This is a genomic window from Beijerinckia sp. L45 (genome assembly GCF_009765775.1).
Taxonomy (GTDB): domain Bacteria; phylum Pseudomonadota; class Alphaproteobacteria; order Rhizobiales; family Beijerinckiaceae; genus RH-AL1.
In genome coordinates this window covers 58,847-80,097 of record NZ_LMUU01000139.1, presented here as the reverse complement: position 1 = coordinate 80,097, position 21,251 = coordinate 58,847, and the positions used below count along the sequence as shown (strand labels likewise).

Below are 21,251 nucleotides of genomic sequence, written 5' to 3'. Positions count from 1 at the left end.
ATTCCGGGGCGGCGGAGCCGCACCCGGAACCGGTGTGCGGCGGTCTTTCCGTCGTCACGTATGTAAGCGCATCGGTTCCGGGCTCACGCCTCCGGCGCGCTCCGGAATGACGGTTACAGCCGGCTGTCGACCGTCTCTTTCTTCAACCCCAGCGCCGCGTTGCGCTCGGCCGCCGCGGTCAGCATCGGCAAAATATCCTCCCACGTCTCGGCGACGAGATAGCGGACCTCCAGGGTCGGCGGAATGAACCCCATCTCGCGCATGTGCTCGAACAGCGCGAGCAGCGGGCGCCAGAAGCCGCCGATATCGGCGATCAGCACGGGCTTGGTGTGGCGCTCGAGCTGCAGCCAGGTCAGCTGCTCCACCAGCTCCTCCAGGGTCCCGATGCCGCCGGGCAGGGCCACGAAGGCGTCGGACTGTTCGAACATCAGCCGCTTGCGGGTGTGCATGTCCGGAACGACGTTGAGTTCCTGGGCTTCGACCAGCATCGCGTCGTTGTCGGTGAGGAAATCCGGGATGATGCCGGTGACATGGCCGCCGGCCTCGATCACCGCGCGCGCCGTCGCGCCCATCATGCCGCGACCGCCACCGCCATAGACGAGGCCGATTCCTTCTGCCGCCATCTGCGCGCCGAACGCCTTGGCCGCCGCAAGAAACAGCGGATCCGTGCCGCCGGCGGAGCCGCAATAGACGCAGATGTTCTTGAACGGCGTTGCTTGTGGCTTCTCCAACGATTGAACCCCGGTATCAGAATCAAACATCGCGTGCCTTTCGTGTATAGCGGCCAAATCGTTCTTTAGCTCTATGCTGCAAGCTCTTGGTAAGCTGCAAGAGATGTGGAAATATGACCGGCCGGAAGAACTCGACCCGGCTGGGGGACTTTTAGCGTGCTCACACCATCCAAAAGGTGGGCCATCGTCACGGGCTTCGTGATCGTCGGCGTCGCGATCGTGCTCGGCGCCTACGGGTTGCGGGCGCATCGGACCGCGGACTCGACGATCGCCGCCCTTGTCGCGCCGTCCCCGGCCACCCCTCCGGTCACGCCGTCCAGCATCGAAGCGACGGCACGCACGGCGGATGCGGCTAAGACCAAAGCCGCGGCACCGCCGGCCGATGTCCCGCATTTCGACGTCGTCCGTGTCGAGCCGACCGGCGAGAGCGTTCTGGCCGGGCAGGGGGCGCCCAATTCCTCGGTCGAACTCATGGATGCCGGCAAGGTTATCGCGCAGGCGCCGACCGACGCCAACGGCCATTTCGTCATGCTGCCACCGACGCTGAGGCCGGGCGACTATGCCCTGAGCCTGCGCCAGCAGGGTGCCGCGCCGTCCGAATCGACACAGAGCGTCGCCGTCTCGGTCCCTGTGAAGGGCAAAGGCCAAGTCGTCGTTGCGATGGCCGAGCCGGGCCGCGCAACGAAGCTGATGTCGCCGCCGCCGATCGCGATGCCGGGCCTGACGCCCGCGAGCAAGAATGGTCCCGAAGGCGCGGTGCAGCGAGCCCTCGCCGCGGCCACGTCGGATGCGCAGCCCTTCAAGCCGCAGACGGCCTTCGCGAAGGAGGCCGGCTTGGCGGTCCGCTCGGTCGAGCTGGAAAACGGCAACGGCTTTTTTGCATCGGGTGCTGCCGCGCCCGGTACCAAGCTTCACGTCTATCTCAACAACAGCCATCTCGCCGAAGTCACCGCAGGCGGCGACGGCAACTGGTCGGTCAAGATCAAGAAAGGCCTGACCGGCGGCCATTATGTCGTGCGTGCCGACGCCGCTGCCGGGGCCCAGGTCGCGGCCAGGGTCGAGGTCCCGTTCGACGTGCCGGTTGCGATGGCCGAGGCCAACAGCGCCCCGAAGCCGGCGACGGTCGCATCTCTCGCGACGCCTGGGCCGGTTGAGGTGAAGACGTCCTCGGTGACCGACGCCGTCATCGACGAGGTAAGCACCGCCATGGTGCACAGCGGCGACAATCTGTGGGACATCAGCCGTGTGCGTCTCGGGCAGGGCCGGCGCTACACCCGGATCTATGCCGCCAACGTGACGCAGATCCGCAACCCCAGCCTGATTTATCCGGGCCAGGTTTTCGTGCTTCCGCCGCAGAACGACTGATCGCCGCAGATTCGAATGATGCGAAAGCAACAGAGCCGCCCTATATCGGGTGCGGCAGAGCCTCGCTGTGTCGTCACGCTCTGACCGTTCGGCGGCTGGGCCTTCCGCAATCTCATGTTCGGTTTGAATGGCTTCCTTGTCACCGTCCCCTTTCGATCGCGCGCTTAAGCCTGCGGTAAACCCGCGCTTCGGCGACATGATGCGCAAGCTGCTGCCCTACGTCTGGCCCTCGACCCGCGCCGACCTCCGCATACGGATCTACGGCGCCTTCGGCCTCATGCTGGTCGGCAAGCTCATCACCGTTGCTGTGCCGTATGCCTTCAAGTGGGCGACCGACGCCGTGACCGGCGCCCAGCAGGGCCATGGCACCCACGCCTTGTTCGGCCTGCTGCTGGGGCCGCTGACCCTCACCGTGCTCTATGGCCTGTTAAGGGTGTTAATGAGCCTGGCGACGCAGGCGCGCGACGCGCTGTTCGCGGCCGTGGCGATGAACGCCGTGCGCCGCCTGGCGCAGGAGGTGTTCGTCCATCTGCACCAGCTGTCGCTGCGCTTCCACCTGGAGCGCAAGACCGGCGGCCTGACCCGCGTGCTGGAGCGCGGCCGCAACGCCATCGAAACGATCGTCCGCGTCATCATGCTGACCGCCGTGCCGACGGCGGTCGAGTTCGTGCTGATCCTGGTGGTGTTGTTCTTCCAGTTCGACATTACCTATGTTGCCGTCGTGCTGGGGATGATCCTGGTCTATCTCGCCTACACCTTCGTCGCGACGAACTGGCGGATGTCGATCCGCCGCTCGATGAACGAGAGCGACACCGACGCCAATACCAAGGCGATCGACAGCCTGCTGAATTACGAGACGGTCAAATATTTCGGCGCCGAGGCGCGCGAGGCGCAGCGCTACGACCGCTCGATGGCGCGCTACGAGGCGATGAGCATCAAGACCTACACGTCGCTGACCCTGCTCAACGCGGGGCAGGCGGTGATCTTCACCGTCGGGCTGACGGCGGTGATGATGATGAGCATCATGGGCATCCGCAACGGCACCCACAGCGTCGGCGACTTCGTGCTCGTCAACGCGATGATGATCCAGCTCTACCAGCCGCTCAACTTCATGGGCATGGTCTACCGCGAGGTGAAGCAGGCGACGATCGACATCGAGATGATGTTCGACGTGCTCGGGCAGAACGCCGAGATCAAGGACAAGCCGGACGCCCCCGTGCTCCGCGTCAGCGAAGGGCATGTCCGCTTCGAGAACGTCGTGTTTCGCTACGAGCGCGAGCGCGAGATTTTGAAAGGTGTGTCCTTCGAGGTGCCGCCGGGCAAGACGGTAGCGATCGTTGGCCCCTCGGGCGCCGGCAAGTCGACCATCTCCCGCCTGATGTTCCGCTTCTACGAACCGGCGTCGGGTCGGATCACCATCGACGGGCAGGACATCAACGCCGTCACCCAGGCCTCGCTCCGGCAAAACATCGGGATGGTGCCGCAGGATACCGTGCTGTTCAACGACAGCATCGCCTACAACATCCGCTACGGCCGCTGGGATGCCAGCGACGCCGAAGTGCGCGAGGCGGCGCGGCTGGCCCAGATCGATCGTTTCATCGAACTGGCGCCGGGCGGTTTCGAGGCCCAGGTCGGCGAGCGCGGCCTCAAGCTGTCCGGCGGCGAGAAGCAGCGCGTCGCCATCGCCCGTACGATTTTGAAAGCGCCGCCGATCCTGATTTTGGACGAGGCGACATCCGCGCTCGATTCGCTGACCGAGCGTGAGATCCAGTCGTCGCTGGAGAGCGTCGCGCGGGGGCGAACCACCTTGGTCATCGCCCATCGCCTCTCCACCATTGTCGACGCCGACGAGATTCTGGTGCTCGATGCCGGCGTCATCGTCGAGCGTGGCACGCACGAAAGCCTCCTCGATCGCAAGGCGGTCTATGCCGCGATGTGGGACCGCCAGCACCAGGTCGACGAGGCGGAGGAGACGCTGCGCCGCGCGCTTGCCGCCGACGGCGCGCCGAAGCTGGACGGTGATGTCGATGACGACCGCATCGCCGAGCGCGATAAGGTCTCCGTCTCCGGGTAATTCGGCAGCCTGGACTCCGTCTCCCGCTTGCGGGAGAAGCAGGCTGACCCACGAAAGCACCGCTCCATGTCCATGATCGATTCCATCCGCCGGCAGATCTCGCCGGTCCATCCGGAAGGCTATGTCTTCATCGCCATCTTCGCGGCGGTGACGATCGGCCTCGCCTGGTTGTGGGAGCCGCTCGGCTGGATCGGGGCGATCCTGACCTGCTGGTGCATCTATTTCTTCCGCGATCCGGTGCGCCAGACGCCGATCGGCGAGGACATCGTGGTGTCGCCGGCCGACGGCATCGTATCCTCCGTCGGCTTCTACATCCCGCCGCCGGAGCTCGGCCTCGGCGGCGAGCCGATGCAGCGCATTTCCGTCTTCATGTCGGTGTTCGACTGCCACGTGAATCGCATGCCGGTTGCCGGTCGCATCGCCAAGATCGCCTACAAGCCGGGCCTCTTCGTCAACGCCGACCTCGACAAGGCAAGCGAGGACAACGAGCGCAACTCCCTCATCATCGAGACCGCGCGCGGCCGCTTCGGCGTGGTGCAGATCGCCGGCCTCATCGCCCGGCGCATCGTCTGCTTCACCAAGGTCAACGAGACGTTGGGGGCGGGCGTCCGCTTCGGCCTGATCCGCTTTGGCTCACGCGTCGACGTCTACTTTCCCATCGGCGCCCGGCCTCTGGTCGGCCTCGGCACCAAGGCGATCGCCGGCGAGACGGTGCTGGCCGATTTCGCGATCAGCGGCCCGGCGCGGGTGTTTCGCGGGGCGTGAGGGGGATGACGATCGACATCTGAACATCAAATCGATGATGTTCAGATAAACCTCGATGTCGCTTCCCATGCGAAGCCTGAACTCTGCGCGTCGGCGCTGTAACTCTTGCTTGCGCCCTCGCCGAACTGGCCGCTCTGGCGGCCGTTGCCGGCGGGAACATGCGGCTGGCCGGCATATTTGCAGAGATCGAGCGCGGACGGATCTGAGCTGGGCGGTGGCCCATCGGACGCATCTTAGACGCGCAGACGTGCCGTTGCGAAGATCGGGCCGGGCGCCGGGTCTTGATCCAGTGCGGCGCGGCACGCATTGTGACATCGTGCGCCGCGATCCCGGCAAGGCTTAAAGGCGTGACGCGTGACGCAAGGTGACGCGAAAATGTCGCCGTCGGATCGGCGATTCGTGTCAGGTGCAAGCGGCCATGCGCGGTCCGGGGCGCCCCTCTTCGCATCGCAGAGGAAGCGGGCGGTGCGCCGGACGCCGCCTCTTGTTCCCCTGCGGCGCACCCCCTATGGTCGCGCGCCATGAGCCCATTTCCCCTTCACGAGGTCGCGGCGTCCGATGAGGCGCCTGCCGTCCCGATAGCGAGCATGACCGCGCGCCGTCGCCGCTTCCGTGCCGTTCCCATCCGCCTGGTACTGCCCAATCTCGTGACGCTCGCCGCCCTGTCGATGGGGCTGACGTCGATCCGCTTCGCCGTCGAGGGCAAGTTCGAGATCGCCGTCGTGGCGATCGTCATCGCGGCGATCCTCGATGGGCTCGATGGCCGCCTCGCCCGGGCGATCCGCGGCACGTCGCGTTTCGGCGCTGAACTCGACTCCCTGGCGGACTTCGTCGATTTCGGCGTGGCGCCGGCGATGATCCTGTATTTTTCGAGCTTGCAGGAGATCAAGAGCTTCGGCTGGTTTGCGGCGTTGATCTTCGCCATTGCCGCCGCGTTGCGCCTGGCGCGCTTCAACGTGATGCTGGACGATCCCGACAAGCCGGCGTGGCACGGTCACTTCTTTACCGGCATGCCGGCCCCGGCCGGCGCCATCGTCGGACTGCTCCCGCTCTACCTGCACCTGTCCCAGGTCGGAGGGGTGTCCGGCATCAAGGTGCCGGTTCCACTCGAAATCGGCTACGTCATTCTCGTGGCTTTCCTGATGGCCAGCCGCATCCCGCATTTTTCCGGCAAGAAGCTCGGCCGGATTCCGCGCGAATACGTCATCGTGGTGCTGTTCGGCGTCGCGGCGCTGCTGCTGCTGCTGGCCACCTTCCCGATGGAGGTGATGGTCGTGCTGTCGCTCGGCTATCTCGCAACGATTCCCTGGGCGATCCGACGCTTTCGCGCCTATGAGCGCGCCGACGAACGCCGCGCCGTTGTCGCCGAGTCGGACCCCACCGCGCCGGGCCTGCGCCCGGTGGCGCCGCAATCCTGATCTTTCGGCGGGGTGGCGAAGCAATTCCGCCGCTCCTACGCCGCAGCGGAGTTCACAAATCCGCTCGCAGGGATTAGGGTCCCAGCCTTGATGTTCGGTCTGGCAAACGTGGCGCACGTTTTCCGGGCCTTTCTCGCATGCTCATAGACGATCTCGAAGGCAGGTTCGCCGGCAGAGGCGGCTTGAACCGACCGGCTTTCAAACCGGCCTCACAAGGACACAAATGTCGAAAGAAGAATTGCTTGAATTCCCCGGTGTCGTCGCGGAATTGCTCCCGAATGCCACGTTCCGCGTCAAGCTGGAAAACGACCACGAAATCATTGCCCATACCGCCGGCAAGATGCGCAAGAACCGCATCCGCGTTCTCACGGGCGACAAAGTGCTGGTCGAAATGACGCCCTACGATCTGACCAAGGGCCGTATCACCTATCGCTTCAAGTAGCCCGAGCCGTATGCCATGACCGGTGCCCCGGAGCGTTTCAAGCTTGTCCTCGCCTCGGCATCGCCGCGACGCTTGGCGCTCCTGCAGCAGATCGGATTCGAGCCGGATGCCCTGCTGCCCGCCGACATCGACGAGATGCCGCACAAAGGCGAGTCGCCGCGCTCGCTCGCGGTGCGCCTCGCCGACGAAAAGGCCGTCGCGGCAGCGAAGGTCATGCGGGGGCGGCCCGAACTTGCCGGCGCCTATCTCATTGCCGCCGATACGGTGGTCAGCGTCGGCCGGCGCATCTTGCCGAAATGCGAACTGGCCGACGAGGCCGATCAATGTCTGCGCATGCTCTCGGGGCGGGCGCATCGCGTCCATACGGGGCTCTGCCTGATCACACCGAAGGGTGCGACGCGGCGCAGAATCGTCGAATCCCGCGTCCGTTTCAAGCGTCTCTCGGGCGCCGAGATGCAGGCCTACCTGGCCTGCGAGGAATGGCGCGGCAAGGCCGGCGGCTACGCGATCCAGGGCCGGGCCGGGGCCTTCGTGATCAAGCTGATCGGCTCCTATTCCTGCGTCGTCGGCCTGCCGCTCTACGAAACCATGGTGCTGCTTGGCGGCGAAGGCGTGCGTCCGCATGGCGCCTGGCACGAGGCGTCGCCCTCGTTGCAGACCATCGAATAACGCGATGACCGAGGATACAAAAGCGGCGCCGAAGCTCCGGCCTTGTCCGATCTGCGGCAAGCCGGCCGTCGAGGCGGTAAAGCCATTCTGCTCGACGCGATGTGCGGATGTCGACCTGCATCGCTGGCTCGGCGGCGTCTATGCGCTGCCTGCGGCCGATCAAGATGATGAGTCCGACGCGGAGTCGTAAGCGTCCCTTCAGCTTTTCGCTGGCGTGATGCCTGCGCTGCTTCCTGGCCCTCCTTGAACGATGTCACGCCGTGTTCTTCATTCTCTCCAAGCTGCTGGGTCTGGTGTTTCAGCCGGTCAATTTCATCGCGCTGGCGATGCTCGCCGGGCTTCTTCTGTGGTGGGCCGGCTGGGTCCGGACGGGCCGGGCGATCCTGGCGACCGCGACGGTGATTTTCGTGCTCGGCTGCTTCTCGCCAGCGAGCCAGCTTTTGCTGCGCACCCTGGAGGACCGCTTTCCCAATCCGCCCGCGAGCATGGCCGCTCCCACCGGCATCATCGTTCTCGGCGGCGCGATGAACGAGGAACTCAGCCTCGCGCGCGGCGAGATCAGCATGAACGCGGCCGCGACCCGGATGACCGCCGGCGTCGCTCTGGCCCTGCGCTATCCTTCCGCGCGGCTGGTCTTTACCGGCGGCTCCGCCGACGTCCGCCAAGTCGGCCGTGACGAGGCCGAAGGCGCGCACCGTCTGTGGCTCAGCCTCGGCATTCCTGAGGCGCGGATGAGTTTCGAGAGCAAGTCGCGCAACACGTTCGAAAACGCGGTGTTCACCCGCGAATTGGTCAAGCCGAAGCCGGGCGAGCAATGGCTTCTCGTTACCTCGGCCTGGCACATGCCGCGTTCGGTCAGCATCTTTCGCCAGGCCGATTTTCCGGTCACCGCCTATCCCGTGGACTATCGGTCCTTCGGCGACGGTCGGGACTGGAAGCCCTCCTTCAACGCGATCGAATCGCTGGAAAAGCTCGATACGGCCCTGCACGAGTGGGCCGGCCTGTTGGCCTATCGAATCACCGGCAAGACGGACGCGCTGTTCCCGACGCCCTGATCATTCCGCCGCCATCGCGGGCTGGTCGCCGAGCCAGGCATCGAGATCGATCTGCGCCCGACGGCTCAGCGCACGTTTGCGGAACGCCGCCTTTTCCGGCCCGCGCATGCGCTTGCCGGATTCGTTGACCAGTTTTTCCGTCGGCGGCGGGAACAGCCCAAAATTGACGTTCATCGGTTGGAAGGACGACGGGCCGGCGTCGATGCTCTCGAGGTGACCGCCGGTGATGTGGTTGATCAGCGCGCCGATCGCCGTGGTCATCGGCGGCATGGTGAAGGGCTGGCTCAGGCGCTCAGCGGCTGCAAGACGACCGATGATCAGCCCGATGGCCGCGCTCTCGACGTAGCCTTCGCAGCCGGTGATCTGGCCGGCGAAGCGCAACCGCGGCAAAGCCCGTAGCCGAAACTGCTCGTCGAGCACGCGCGGCGAATTGAGGAAGGTGTTGCGGTGCATGCCGCCGAGCCGGGCGAAGCTGGCATTCTCCAGCCCGGGAATGGTCTGGAAAACGGCGACCTGCGCCGCGTGCTTCATCTTCGTCTGAAAGCCGACCATGTTGTAGAGCGTGCCCAGCGCATTGTCCTGGCGCAGCTGAATCACCCCATAAGGCTTGTTCAAAGGATCGTGGGCGTTGGTCAGCCCGATGGGCTTCATTGGGCCAAAGCGCAGCGTCTCGCGCCCGCGCGATGCCATCACTTCGATCGGCAGGCAGCCGTTGAAATAAGGCGTGCTCGCTTCATGCACCGAGGTCACGCAGTCGGCGGCGAGCAGGGCATCGACGAACGCGTCGTATCGCTCGCGCGACAGCGGACAGTTGATGTAGTCGGCCCCGGTGCCGCCCGGGCCGCACTTGTCGTAACGCGACTGGAACCAGGCCTTCGACATGTCGATGGAGTCGCGATGGATCACCGGCGCGATGGCGTCGAAGAAGGCGAGGTCGCTTTCACCGGTCAGACCGCGGATGGCCTCCGCCAGGGCCGGTGCGGTGAGCGGCCCGGTTGCCACGACGACGCTGTCCCAGGCTTCGGGTGGCAGGCCCGACACTTCGCCGCGTTCGATGGTGACGAGCGGGTGCGCTTCGAGGCGTGCGGTGATCTCGGCGGAAAACGCCTCGCGGTCGACCGCCAAGGCGCCGCCCGCCGGAACCTGGTTGATGTCGGCGGCCGCCATGATCAGCGAGGCCATCCGCCGCATCTCGCGATGAAGCACGCCGACGGCGTTGGTCTCGGCATCGTCGGAGCGCAGCGAATTCGAACAGACGAGCTCGGCGAGGCCGTCGCCACGGTGGGCCTCGGTTTTCCGGTGCGGCCGCATCTCGTGCAGGACGACGCGAACGCCGGCCTGGGCGATCTGCCACGAGGCCTCAGTGCCGGCGAGTCCGCCGCCGATGACGTGGACGGCGGCCGGTTGAGAAGGATTTGTCATAGCTCAATCTAAAGGGCGCGCGACTCGCCGGCAACCCGACGAACGAAAACACCCGCCGGAAACCGGCGGGTGTTCGATGGATCCAGCGTGGGCTGAAAGCAATCAGTAGCGGGCGACGACCGCGGGCGCTGCCTTGGGGGCAACCCACAGCGGCACGATGATGCGGAGCCAGCCACGGGTCTCCTTCTCGGAGGTCGAGCCGTTGAGGGCGATCGCCTTGCCGCGGGCTGCGACGTCGCGGGTCACCATGCCCTGGACCGTGAAGCGACCGAAGTCGTAGCCGATCAAGCCACCAAGTGCGACATGGCCTTCGCGGATGTTGACGCCGTTGGCATAGAGGTTGTCCGAACGATCGTTGACATCGGTCGAAGCGTTGCCGACGAAGCCGAGTTCCAGCTTGTCGAATTTTTTCGTCGCGGTCAGATCGACGGCGACGGCGTCGGAACGGCCGTTGTCGAGACCGGTGTTGCCGGTCTTCGAACCGAAGGCGCCGTTGTAGTAGAAGGTGGCGACGAAGTTGTAGCCGTTGGCGGTATAGCCGAACGACGGACGAATGTCGGCCGCGACGTAGTCGACGTGCAAGAAGCTGTCGGGCGAACGAATGCCCAGCAACAAGCCGGCGAAGAAGCCGTTGCCGAAGTCGTGGGCGATATTAACCGCCAGCAACTGGCTGTAGTAGTCGAGACGGTTCAGGCCACCCGCCGACGACGAGTCGAGATGGGTGAACGGCGCCGCGTAAAGGACCTCGATCCGCGAATCCATCAGGGTCCACGGGGTCGACCACGCGATCAGCGGAACGTTGACGCCAAGGTCTCTGAAGTTGCCGGGGCCACCAGCGCTGTCTCGACGGCCGTAATCTTCGAGATCGACGGCAAAGACGCCTTCCGGAAGCGGCGCACCGAGCGCCACACCCATCGTCTCGCCGGGCTGGGCGATCATGGTTGCATGCGACACGCTGGCCGACATGGTCAGCGCGAAAGCGGCCGCCCCAACGGTCGCTATGAGTTTTTTGTTCATGAGTACATTCCCCCGATAACTTGCTTCAGCGGTCCAGGTCGAAGGCAAACTTCGTAGTGGCTGCATTGGACAGCCCACCAAAAGCTCACAATCGCCATTTTATGACCGATTCTGATGCACCATCTTGGTTTTAGAACGGCTCGAAAGCTAGAAGATTTACGGTCGTGCGAATGCTTCGCGGAATCTCGTTGCCGATACGCAACACCTCCAAAGGCCTCTCTCGTTGTACTATTCGAGTGAGCGCAAACCATTCTGTCGAGTGATAAAGGCGTTTACATTCATAATATTCAAGCTTTTACTAGTGCCGCGATCGCAATTCAATTTCGCGCCATTGATATTCTGGCACGCAATGCAAAGCGATTATTGTGCGACGCAGCGTTCACGCCAGACATGTGTCTTTTGCTGCCTTGTTCAGAATGAGCGCTGCCGCTCGCGCATGCGCTATTCGCCATACTTTGCGTCGCGCTCGCGGCTTGGTGCCACCTAAAAAGGCATGACCAGGCAGCGCTGTGGAGTCGTTAATCTGGACGATCATACGCCGTCCAGCACCGATCGACGACGCTGCCGTGGCGCTATTCCGCCGCTTCGCGCTGCTTGTGCGGCCGTCGTCCCAGCAGTTCCTTCAGGAAATGCCCTGTGTGACTGCGCGCCACCTTGGCGATCGCCTCGGGCGGCCCTTCGGCCACGATCTCGCCGCCGCCGTCACCACCCTCGGGGCCTAGGTCGATGACCCAGTCGGCCGTCTTGATGACTTCCAGGTTGTGCTCGATGACGACCACGGAATTACCCTGGTCCACCAACTGCTGCAGCACCTCCAGCAGCTTGGCGACGTCGTGGAAGTGCAGGCCGGTCGTCGGTTCGTCCAAGATATAGAGCGTGCGCCCGGTGGAGCGGCGCGCCAGTTCCTTGGCGAGCTTGACGCGCTGCGCCTCGCCACCGGAGAGCGTGTTGGCCTGCTGGCCAACCTTCACATAGCCGAGGCCGACGCGGGCGAGCGTGTCCATCTTGTCGCGGATCGACGGCACAGCCTTGAACAGGATCGCCGCTTCTTCGACAGTCATGTCGAGCACGTCGGCGATCGACCTGTCGCGGTACTTCACCTCGAGCGTCTCACGGTCGTAGCGTTTGCCTTTGCAGACGTCGCAGGTGACGTAGACGTCGGGCAGAAAGTGCATCTCGATCTTGATGACGCCGTCGCCCTGGCACGCCTCGCAGCGGCCGCCCTTGACGTTGAAGGAGAAGCGGCCCGGCTGATAGCCGCGCGCCTTGGCTTCGGGTAAAGCGGCGAACCACTCACGGATCGGCGTGAAGGCGCCGGTGTAGGTCGCCGGGTTCGAGCGCGGTGTCCGCCCGATCGGGGACTGGTCGATGTCGATGACCTTGTCGATATGCTCCAGCCCGTCGAGGCGGTCGTGCGGCGCCGGATGTTCGAAGGCGCCGTTGAGCCGACGGGCTGTCGCCTTGTAGAGCGTGTCGATGATCAGGGTCGACTTGCCACCGCCCGACACGCCGGTGACGCTGGTGAACAGGCCGAGCGGCAGATCGACGGTGACATCCTTAAGATTATTGCCGCGCGCGCCGACGATTTTGAGCATCCGCTCGGGGTCGGCCTTGCGCCGCTTGCGCGGCACGCCGACCTGCAGCTCTCCCGTCAGATATTTGCCAGTGAGCGACTTCGGGTCAGCCATGATCTGCGCCGCGGTGCCCTGCGACACGATCTCGCCGCCATGGATGCCGGCGCCCGGGCCGACATCGACGACGTAGTCCGCCGTCATGATCGCGTCCTCGTCGTGCTCAACGACGATAACGGAATTGCCGAGGTCGCGCAGCCGCCGCAGCGTGTCGAGGAGGCGCGCGTTATCACGCTGGTGCAGGCCGATCGACGGCTCGTCCAGCACGTAGAGCACGCCGGTGAGGCCGGAGCCGATCTGCGACGCCAGCCGGATGCGCTGGCTCTCGCCGCCCGACAACGTGCCGGCGCCGCGCGCCAGAGTGAGATAGTCGAGGCCGACGTCGATGAGGAAGGACAGCCGGTCGCGGATCTCCTTGAGGATCCGCTTGGCGATCTCCTGGCGCTTCGGGTCCAGCTTGTCGTGCAGCGCCTCGAACCAGCCATGAGCCTGGCGCACCGACATGTCGCTGACCTTGCCGATGTGTAGCCCGTCGATTTTGACCGCACGGGCTTCCGGACGAAGCCTCGTGCCGCCGCAGGCCTCGCAGGGCGTGGCGCTCATGAAGCGGCCGATTTCCTCGCGCGCCCATTCGCTCTCGGTTTCCTTGAACCGCCGCTCCAGGTTGCTGATCACGCCCTCGAACGGCTTGTTGACGTCGTAGGCCCGCGCGCCATCCTCGTAAGAGAAGCGCACGCTGGTGCGGCCGGAGCCGTAGAACAGCATCTGCTGGATTTCGAGCGGCAGTTTCTCGAAGGCCGTGTCGAGGCGGAACTTGAAATGTCGGCCGAGCGCCTCGAGCGTCTGCAGATAGTACGGCGACGACGACTTCGACCACGGCGCGATGGCGCCCTTGCGCAGGCTGAGCTTCGGATCCGGGACGATCAGCTCGGCATCTATGGTCTGCTCGAACCCGAGGCCGCCGCAGTCCGGGCAGGCGCCGAACGGGTTGTTGAAGGAGAACAGCCGCGGCTCGATCTCGGCGATGGTGAAGCCGGAGACCGGGCAGGCAAACTTCGAGGAGAAGACGATGCGCTTGGCCTCGCCCTTCTCGTCCTTCTGATCGGCGTATTCGGCGATGGTGATCCCGTCCGCCAGATCCAGCGCCGTCTCGAAACTCTCGGAGAGACGGGCGCGTATGTCTTCGCGCACGGCGATGCGATCGACCACCACGTCGATGTCGTGCTTCAGCTTCTTGTCGAGCACTGGCGCGTCGGCGATCTCGTAGAATTCGCCGTCGACCTTGAGGCGCTGGAACCCGCGTTTTTGAAAATCCGCGATTTCTTTGCGGTACTCGCCCTTGCGGCCGCGGACGACCGGGGCGATGAGGAACAGCCGGGTGCGCTCGGGCAGAGCGATGATGCGATCCACCATCTCGCTGACCGTCTGGCTCTCGATCGGCAGGCCGGTCGCGGGCGAGTAGGGGATGCCGACGCGGGCGAAGAGCAGCCGCATGTAGTCGTAGATCTCGGTGACGGTGCCGACCGTCGATCGCGGATTTTTTGACGTCGTCTTCTGTTCGATAGAAATGGCCGGCGACAGCCCGCCGATCTGGTCGACGTCGGGCTTCTGCATCATCTCCAGGAATTGCCGGGCATAGGCGGAGAGTGACTCGACGTAGCGGCGCTGGCCTTCGGCATAGATCGTGTCGAAAGCCAGCGACGACTTGCCCGAGCCGGAGAGGCCGGTGAAGACGACGAGCTTATCCCGCGGAATCGTCAGGTCGACGTTCTTGAGGTTGTGCTCGCGCGCGCCGCGGACCGAAATCGTCCGCCCATCGAACGCCGGCGCCTCGGCGGCGCGGGCCGGAACGGGCGACAACTTAAGCTTGGCTGGCGCGGCGGCGGACGCGGATTTGGCCTTCGGCTTCTTTGTTTCGGGCAAGGGAATGATGTCTCGGGTTCGATGACTCGGTCGTTCGGCATAGTCGTCGTGAAAGCGCCCCTAACCTAAGAGGCCGAAGCCTTCCGCGCCATGTTTAAACATGGGCAATGTTGACGCTCCCGCTGGAAGTCGCTCTTGTGAGAAAAAAGGGTTTCTTGCACAAGACCCCAAGGCTTTAGGCATTTCGGAAACTCCAGGGACAACGATGACCGCGATCTCGGACCATACGCCTCGCGCCGGGGCTGCAGAAACGACGAGGAAGCCTTTTTACAAGGTCCTTTACGTCCAGGTGCTCATCGGCATCGTGCTCGGCGTCATCGTCGGTCTGCTACTGCCGCAATACGCCACCGCCGATTGGATGAAGGCGCTGGGCGACGGTTTCGTCCGCCTCATCAAGATGGTGATTACACCCATCATCTTCTGCACCGTCGTTTCCGGCATCGCCCATATCTCGGATGCGCGGAAGGTCGGGCGCGTGGCCTTCAAGGCGCTGCTCTACTTCGAGATCATCTCGACCTTCGCGCTGGTCATCGGCATGATCATCGGCAACGTCGTGCGTCCCGGTAGCGGCTTCGGCAACCATGGCAACGCCGAGGCGGTCGCCAAATTCGCCAAGGAGGCCGGCGCCCACAACACCACGGAGTTTCTGCTCGGCATCATTCCCGACAGCGTCATCGGTGCCTTCGCCAACGGCAACGTGCTGCAGGTCCTGCTCTTCGCGATTCTCTTCGGCTTCGCCCTGATGGCGCTCGGCGAACGCGGCAAGCCGGTCATCACCTTCATCGACGACGTTGCCAAGGCCGTGTTCGGCGTCATCGCCATCGTCATGAAGGTCGCGCCCATCGGCGCCTTCGGTGCCATGGCTTATACCGTCGGCAAATACGGCCCGGGCTCGCTCGGCAACCTGCTCGGCCTGGTCCTGACCTTCTATGCGACGGCGCTGATCTTCGTGATCGTGGTCCTCGGCATCGTGGGCAAGATCGCCGGCTTCAGCATCTTCAAGTTTGTCAACTACATCAAGGCCGAGCTTCTGGTCGTGCTGGGCACGAGTTCGTCCGAGAGCGTGCTGCCGCAGTTGATGGAAAAGATGGAGCGGCTCGGGTGTTCAAAGCCCGTCGTCGGCCTGGTGGTGCCCACCGGCTATTCCTTCAATCTCGACGGCACCAATATTTATATGACGCTCGCGACCTTGTTCATCGCCCAGGCGCTGGGCGTGGAACTGAACCTCGGCCAGCAGCTCACGATTCTGGGCGTCGCGATGCTGACTTCCAAGGGCGCGACCGGCGTCACCGGCGCCGGGTTCATCACGCTGGCCGCGACACTCGGCGCGATCAGCCCGGCGCTGGTGCCGGGCATGGCGATCATCCTGGGCGTCGACAAGTTCATGAGCGAGTGCCGTGCGCTGACCAACCTCGTCGGCAATGGCGTCGCTTGCATCGTCGTCTCCGCGTGGGAAGGCGAACTCGACCGCGACCAGCTGAGCGCCGCGCTGAACAACCAGGTCGACACGTCCGACGTCGCGACGGCGGTGACCACGGGATGATGATCATGCTCAAGCAGGCCGGGCTGCTCGCTCTCGGTGCCTTGGCCGCCGCGCCGGCTTCGGCCCAGACGACCGGTCATGAAACCATCGTCTTCGTCCGCCACGGCGAAAAGCCTGACGCCGGCCTTGGCCAGCTCGACTGCCAGGGGCTCAACCGGGCGCTCGCACTGCCAGCCGTTCTCGAAGCCAAGTTCGGCAAACCGGCCGCCCTCTTCGCCCCGAACCCGTCCAAGCAGAAGGACGACGGCGGAAAACCCTACGACTACGTTCGGCCGCTGGCGACGATCGAACCCAGCGCGGTCAGGTTCGGGCTGCCGGTCAACGCCGATCTCGGCTTTCTCGAGATCGACAAGCTCAAGGACGTGCTGGAGCAGCCGGCCTATCACGAGGCGACCGTCGTCGTGGCCTGGGAGCACAAGCTCATCGACGTCCTCGTCAAAGAGATGATGACGGCGCATGGCGGCGACGAGGACTCCGTGCCGAAATGGCACGGCAAGGATTTCGACAGCATCTACGTCGTCAAACTCGCCTGGTCCGGCCCCAAGGCGGCGATCACGTTCACCCATGACACCGAGGGACTGGATAACCAGCCGACCCCCTGCCCAAAGTGACTTTCAGGCTTGGCAGAAAGCCGCGCTTTTGCTAGAACGAAGATAGAACATTGGTCGGGCGCCGTACCTGAAGCGACGGCGCGAATGTTGTGCGAACCGCGATCCGCGCGTTGACAGGGCGGCCCCATTTCGCGTTCGTTGCGACCTTGAGTTTCGTGAGGAGCGTGTCATGGCGGGTAGCGTCAACAAGGTTATCCTGATCGGCAATCTCGGGCGTGACCCCGAGGTGCGGCGCACCAATTCCGGCGATCCCGTGTGCAGCTTCTCGATCGCCACGACGGAATCCTGGCGCGACAAGGCGACCGGCGAGCGCAAGGACCGCACCGAGTGGCACAACATCGTGATCTTCAACGAGAATCTTTCGAAGATCGCGGAGCAGTACTGCAAGAAGGGCTCAAAAGTTTACCTCGAAGGCCAGCTGCAGACGCGCGAGTTTACCGATCGTGACGGCAACGCCCGCAAGGCGACGGAAGTCGTGCTGACCCGTTTCCGCGGCGAGCTTACACTCCTCGACAGCAAGGGCGGTGGGCGCGGTGACAGCGACGAGATGGGCGAGAGCGGCGGCTCCAGCTTCGGCCGCTCCTCGCCGATGCAGAAGACCCCCGATCGTCGTCCCGCCACCGCCGGCGGCGGCCGGATGAACGAGATCATCGACGACGACATCCCGTTCTAGCCACAAGGGCGGCCGCGCCCTTCGGATTTCGCCAATGGTCGACGCTGCGGTAAAGCCTTCGGTCCGGAATACCGCTTCGGCGCTCTACGAGGCGGACTTTTATGCGTGGACGCAGGAGCAGGCCGGGCTTTTGAAGGCCGGTCGTCTCGACGAGGCGGATCTGGCGAATATCCTGGAGGAGATCGAGACCTTGGGGCGCAAGGAAGTCTCCGAGCTTCGCTCGCGTTACAGGGTTCTGCTTCAACATCTCCTGAAACAGATCTATCAACCGGAGAAATCGAGCCGGAGCTGGACGACGACGATCCTCAATCAACGGATCGAGATCGCGCAGCACATGGAGGAGAACCCCAGCCTTAAAGCCAAGGCGGATACAATCTTCCTGAAAGCCTACGCCGACGCCCGCAAGCTTGCCGCGTCCGAGACCGGTCTCGATATCGGCATCTTTCCAGCGACGCCGCCCTTCACTCGGGACCAGGCGGTAGACCAGTCGTAGAAGTTTGAGCCATCGGATCTCTTAGCGCGATGGCAGCGGACATCTCGTATCTCGGTCATGCGATTTTCAAAGTCTGTGCCCGCTCTGTGGCGCGCTTTTCGCGTGCTCCGCTCTGAGTATTGGGAGCAAAATTTATGAGAATGCGCGGCGTCGGCCTGGTTCTGGCCGCTGTTTCCTCCATCAGCGTGCCCGCGGCGGCGGCCGACGGTCCGGATGCGATCAAGGCCCGCGGCACGCTCATCGTCGGCGTAAAGCCCGATTACCGCCCGTTCAGCTACCGCGATCCGCAGGGCGCGCTTGTCGGCATCGAGCCGGATCTTGCTGCCGACATCGCCAAGCGTTTGGGCGTCAAGCTCGAGCTCGTCCCGGTCGTCTCTTCGAACCGCATCGAGTTTCTGCAGCAAGGCAAGGTCGACCTGCTGATCGCGACCATCTCCGATAAGCCCGAGCGCCGGCGTGTCATCCAGGCGATCGATCCGCCGTACTATGCCGACTTCGTCAACGTACTGCTGTCCAAGAAATCCGGGATCAAGGATTGGGCGGAGCTCAAGGGCAAGCCGGTCTGCGCCACCGCCGGCGCCTGGTACAATAAGACGATCGCGCAGACCTACGGGGCCGAGCCACTGGCCTTCGATGGCTCGGAAAAAGCCTTGTTTGCGATGAAGCAGGGCAACTGCGTCGGCTATCTCTACGACCAAACCTTTCTGCAGGGCCGCATGCTCGACGACGAATGGAAGACGGACTTCGCGATGCCGCTGAAGGGCATCCTCGAAACGCCGTGGATCATGGCGGTCGCCAAGGGCAACGATGCTCTGGCGCAGGTCGTCGTCGACGCGACGAAGGATTGGGCCAAGTCGGGCCTCGTGGTCGACGAGGAGAAAAAGTGGGGCATCACGCCCACGGCCTACACGCTAGGAATGCACCAGCAAGCCGGCGACGCCAAGTAACGTGACACCGTTTTGGAGATCAAAATCACGGCAGGGGTCGGCATGAACGCCGTCGCCGACTGGTTTCGAACGCTCTACGAAACGACGGGCATCAACCTCACGATCTTCTACGATGCCTATGATTTCCAGCGCTACGCCGCCGGAATCGGCATGACCCTGTTCCTCAGCGTCGCGTCGATCGTCGCGAGCGTCGTCATCGGCGCCGCCGGGGCGGCTGCTCAAGGGTCCGGTTCGGCGCTGGTGCGGCAGTCGGTCCAGGCCTTCGTGGTGGTGTTCCGCAACACGCCGCCGTTGGTGCAGATCTTCTTCTTCTATTTCGGCGTCGGCGCCGTCATCCCCGGTATCGAGACCAGCTATGGCACGCGTGAGCCGTTGCTCGGCAACGTCGCCTGGGCGGTGATTTCGCTTTCGCTGTTTGCCGGTGCGTTCAATGTCGAGATCTTTCGCTCCGGCATCGAAGCCGTGCCGCGCACCACCCTCGAAGCCGCCGAGGCGCTCGGCTACACCCGGCTCGGCGCTTACAGGCACATCGTGCTGCCGCTGGCCGTTCGGGTCTGCCTGCCCGCGCTCAACAACAACCTGATCAACCTGCTCAAGACGACGACGCTCGCCTACGCCATCGCAGTGCCCGAGACTCTTTACGCTGCCAAGCAGATCTGGTCGGAATCGCAGAACGTGCTCGAGATGATGCTGCTGCTTCTGGCGACCTACATGGTCCTCGTCGGCGTTTTCGCCGGGTTGATGCACCAGTGGGAGCGACAGATGCGCATTCCCGGCTATCATCGATGACAGCTCACTCTCATGACCCGCAATGGGGTCGAGGCGGAGTTCTGCCTGTCCTGCTGGCCCCCCAGGCGCCCACGCCCATGCCGAGGCTCAGCAGGAGCGTCCCACCCGTCTTATGTGCGATCTTGATCGTCTACGCCGGCTCCGCGCATGCGCTTGGCCCGCCGACGCCGGCGTCCGCCCTGGAGATCGTCATCAAATGGGCGCCGCTGCTACTCGGCGGCTTCGCCTTCAACATCCTGATCTCGCTTCTCGCTATGGCGCTCGGCACGCTCGCCGGCTTCGGTCTTGGCCTGCTGCTCATTTCCGAGCAGGTGCTTGCGCGACGCGCGGCGTGGAGCGTGATGCAGTTCTTCCGCAACGCGCCCTGGCTCGTCCTGCTGTTTTTCGCGATGTTTCTCATCCCGTTCCGCATCACTGTAATGGGCGTGACGATCCCGCTGCCGGACTGGGTGAAGGCGGTGATCGGCTTTGCCCTGCCGGTGATGGCCAATGTCGCCGAGATCCTGCGCGGCGCCGTCGCCTCTATCCCGTCGACCCAATGGGAGGCCGCAGAGTCGCTCGCGCTGTCGCGTCGCCAGACCGTGTGGCTCGTCATCCTGCCGCAGTGTTTTAAGCGGATGCTGCCGTCCTGGATGAATCTCTACGCGCTGATCACCATGGCGACGGTGCAGGCATCCATCGTCGGCGTGTCGGAGATGCTGACCATCACCGCTCAGGTCCATGCGGCCGAAGGCGGACGCACCGACTTGTTCGCGCCGCTCTATGGTTTCGCGCTGCTCTGCTTCTTTCTCTACTGTTACCCCATCGACTACATGACCGCGCGCCTGGAGCGACGTTTCAATGTCCGGTGATTCCGTCGTCGCGCCGAAGCTGGCCGCCCCGATCGTCCAGCTGATCGACGTGAGAAAGACCTTTGGAGCGGTGCCCGTGCTCAACGGCATCAGCTTCGATGTAGCCAAAGGCGAGGTGGTCTGTATCATCGGTCCGTCGGGATCGGGCAAGTCAACCCTAATCCGCTGCATCAACGCGCTGCTGCCGGTCACGTCGGGCACGATCCGGGTGGCGGACATCGAGGTTGGCGACCCCCGCCTCGACAAGCTGGCGCTCCGTCGCAAGGTCGGGATGGTGTTCCAGCAATACAATCTCTTCCCGCACCGCACCGCGCTGCAGAACGTGATGATGGCGCCCCTGCACGTTCTCAAGCAGGATCGCATCGAGGTCGAGGCGCGGGCGCGGGCCCTGCTCGCTAAGGTCCAACTTGCGGGTAAGGAGGACACCTATCCCGGCGAACTGTCCGGCGGACAACAGCAGCGTGTGGCCATCGCCCGCTCGCTTGCGATGCGCCCCGAGGTGATGTTGTTCGACGAGGTGACGGCGGCGCTCGATCCGGAGACGGTGAAAGAAGTGCTCGTCACGATCCACGAACTCGCCGACGAGGGCATGACCTGCCTTCTCGTGACTCACGAAATGGGATTCGCGCGGGAAGTCGCCGACCACATCTACTTCACTGACAAGGGTGTGATCGTCGAACACGGGCCGCCGCAAGAATTCTTTACCGCAGCGCGCGATGAGCGGACCCGGCGGTTCCTCTCGCAAGTCTTGTGAGTTAAGCGCCGAAAAGAGGGATCTGCAGCCTGTTTTCCCTCCGTATTGCGGTCGCAAACCTGGAGTTTCGCTGCGCCG

20 protein-coding genes are annotated in these 21,251 nt (G+C 64.1%); 16 read left to right on the top strand and 4 right to left on the bottom strand.

Annotated elements, in window-relative coordinates; all coding sequences use genetic code 11:
• Positions 1–113: 113 nt before the first annotated feature.
• Positions 114–761, bottom strand: a complete 648-nt coding sequence (locus tag GSQ79_RS14785) for a TIGR00730 family Rossman fold protein (protein ID WP_158809467.1) — start codon at positions 759–761, stop codon at positions 114–116.
• A gap of 126 nt (positions 762–887) precedes the next feature.
• Between GSQ79_RS14785 and GSQ79_RS14780 the strand changes: the two genes are divergently transcribed.
• From GSQ79_RS14780 to GSQ79_RS14745, 8 genes are all read left to right on the top strand, one after another.
• A complete protein-coding gene (locus GSQ79_RS14780) occupies positions 888–2,096 on the top strand; it encodes a LysM peptidoglycan-binding domain-containing protein (protein ID WP_158809466.1) in 1,209 nt (402 codons plus the stop codon).
• Between the two features lie 196 nt (positions 2,097–2,292).
• Positions 2,293–4,170, top strand: a complete 1,878-nt coding sequence (locus GSQ79_RS14775; RefSeq protein ID WP_246725342.1) for an ABC transporter ATP-binding protein/permease — start codon at positions 2,293–2,295, stop codon at positions 4,168–4,170.
• Between the two features lie 27 nt (positions 4,171–4,197).
• Positions 4,198–4,935, top strand: coding sequence for a phosphatidylserine decarboxylase (locus GSQ79_RS14770; protein ID WP_256379025.1), 738 nt, complete (start codon positions 4,198–4,200; stop codon positions 4,933–4,935).
• A gap of 587 nt (positions 4,936–5,522) precedes the next feature.
• Entirely contained in the window at positions 5,523–6,353 is an 831-nt protein-coding gene (locus GSQ79_RS14765) for a phosphatidylcholine/phosphatidylserine synthase (RefSeq protein WP_158809480.1), read from the top strand.
• A 223-nt stretch (positions 6,354–6,576) separates the two neighbouring features.
• The gene (infA, locus tag GSQ79_RS14760; RefSeq protein WP_158809463.1) at positions 6,577–6,795 is read left to right on the top strand and encodes a translation initiation factor IF-1; all 219 of its coding nucleotides are present in this window, start codon (positions 6,577–6,579) and stop codon (positions 6,793–6,795) included.
• A 15-nt stretch (positions 6,796–6,810) separates the two neighbouring features.
• Complete coding sequence (locus GSQ79_RS14755; RefSeq protein ID WP_158809462.1) at positions 6,811–7,464, top strand: Maf family nucleotide pyrophosphatase; 654 nt, start codon at positions 6,811–6,813, stop codon at positions 7,462–7,464.
• 4 nt (positions 7,465–7,468) lie between these two features.
• Positions 7,469–7,654 carry a DNA gyrase inhibitor YacG gene (yacG, locus tag GSQ79_RS14750; protein WP_158809461.1) on the top strand — a complete coding sequence of 62 codons (186 nt, stop codon included), beginning with the start codon at positions 7,469–7,471 and terminating at the stop codon, positions 7,652–7,654.
• 70 nt (positions 7,655–7,724) lie between these two features.
• The gene (locus GSQ79_RS14745; protein WP_158809460.1) at positions 7,725–8,519 is read left to right on the top strand and encodes a YdcF family protein; all 795 of its coding nucleotides are present in this window, start codon (positions 7,725–7,727) and stop codon (positions 8,517–8,519) included.
• Here GSQ79_RS14745 and trmFO read toward each other — a convergent pair whose 3' ends face one another.
• From trmFO to uvrA, 3 genes are all read right to left on the bottom strand, one after another.
• Entirely contained in the window at positions 8,520–9,941 is a 1,422-nt protein-coding gene (gene trmFO, locus GSQ79_RS14740) for a methylenetetrahydrofolate--tRNA-(uracil(54)-C(5))-methyltransferase (FADH(2)-oxidizing) TrmFO (protein ID WP_158809459.1), read from the bottom strand.
• Between the two features lie 102 nt (positions 9,942–10,043).
• A complete protein-coding gene (locus GSQ79_RS14735; protein ID WP_158809458.1) occupies positions 10,044–10,958 on the bottom strand; it encodes a transporter in 915 nt (304 codons plus the stop codon).
• A 572-nt stretch (positions 10,959–11,530) separates the two neighbouring features.
• Positions 11,531–14,449, bottom strand: coding sequence for an excinuclease ABC subunit UvrA (gene uvrA, locus GSQ79_RS14730; RefSeq protein WP_158809479.1), 2,919 nt, complete (start codon positions 14,447–14,449; stop codon positions 11,531–11,533).
• Positions 14,450–14,717: 268 nt separating this feature from the next.
• On the opposite strand from uvrA, the gene GSQ79_RS14725 reads away from it, so the two are divergent.
• From GSQ79_RS14725 to GSQ79_RS14690, 8 genes are all read left to right on the top strand, one after another.
• A complete protein-coding gene (locus GSQ79_RS14725) occupies positions 14,718–16,055 on the top strand; it encodes a dicarboxylate/amino acid:cation symporter (RefSeq protein WP_158809457.1) in 1,338 nt (445 codons plus the stop codon).
• Positions 16,056–16,060: 5 nt separating this feature from the next.
• Positions 16,061–16,666, top strand: coding sequence for a hypothetical protein (locus GSQ79_RS14720; protein WP_158809456.1), 606 nt, complete (start codon positions 16,061–16,063; stop codon positions 16,664–16,666).
• 169 nt (positions 16,667–16,835) lie between these two features.
• The gene (gene ssb, locus GSQ79_RS14715) at positions 16,836–17,339 is read left to right on the top strand and encodes a single-stranded DNA-binding protein (protein WP_158809455.1); all 504 of its coding nucleotides are present in this window, start codon (positions 16,836–16,838) and stop codon (positions 17,337–17,339) included.
• A 34-nt stretch (positions 17,340–17,373) separates the two neighbouring features.
• Positions 17,374–17,832 carry a DUF29 domain-containing protein gene (locus GSQ79_RS14710; protein ID WP_158809454.1) on the top strand — a complete coding sequence of 153 codons (459 nt, stop codon included), beginning with the start codon at positions 17,374–17,376 and terminating at the stop codon, positions 17,830–17,832.
• A gap of 134 nt (positions 17,833–17,966) precedes the next feature.
• Complete coding sequence (locus tag GSQ79_RS14705; RefSeq protein ID WP_158809453.1) at positions 17,967–18,779, top strand: transporter substrate-binding domain-containing protein; 813 nt, start codon at positions 17,967–17,969, stop codon at positions 18,777–18,779.
• Between the two features lie 42 nt (positions 18,780–18,821).
• Positions 18,822–19,568, top strand: a complete 747-nt coding sequence (locus GSQ79_RS14700) for an amino acid ABC transporter permease (protein WP_158809452.1) — start codon at positions 18,822–18,824, stop codon at positions 19,566–19,568.
• The gene (locus GSQ79_RS14695) at positions 19,565–20,419 is read left to right on the top strand and encodes an amino acid ABC transporter permease (RefSeq protein WP_158809451.1); all 855 of its coding nucleotides are present in this window, start codon (positions 19,565–19,567) and stop codon (positions 20,417–20,419) included. Before GSQ79_RS14700 ends, GSQ79_RS14695 begins: the two co-directional genes overlap by 4 nt.
• A complete protein-coding gene (locus tag GSQ79_RS14690; protein WP_158809450.1) occupies positions 20,409–21,173 on the top strand; it encodes an amino acid ABC transporter ATP-binding protein in 765 nt (254 codons plus the stop codon). Before GSQ79_RS14695 ends, GSQ79_RS14690 begins: the two co-directional genes overlap by 11 nt.
• Positions 21,174–21,251: the final 78 nt, after the last annotated feature.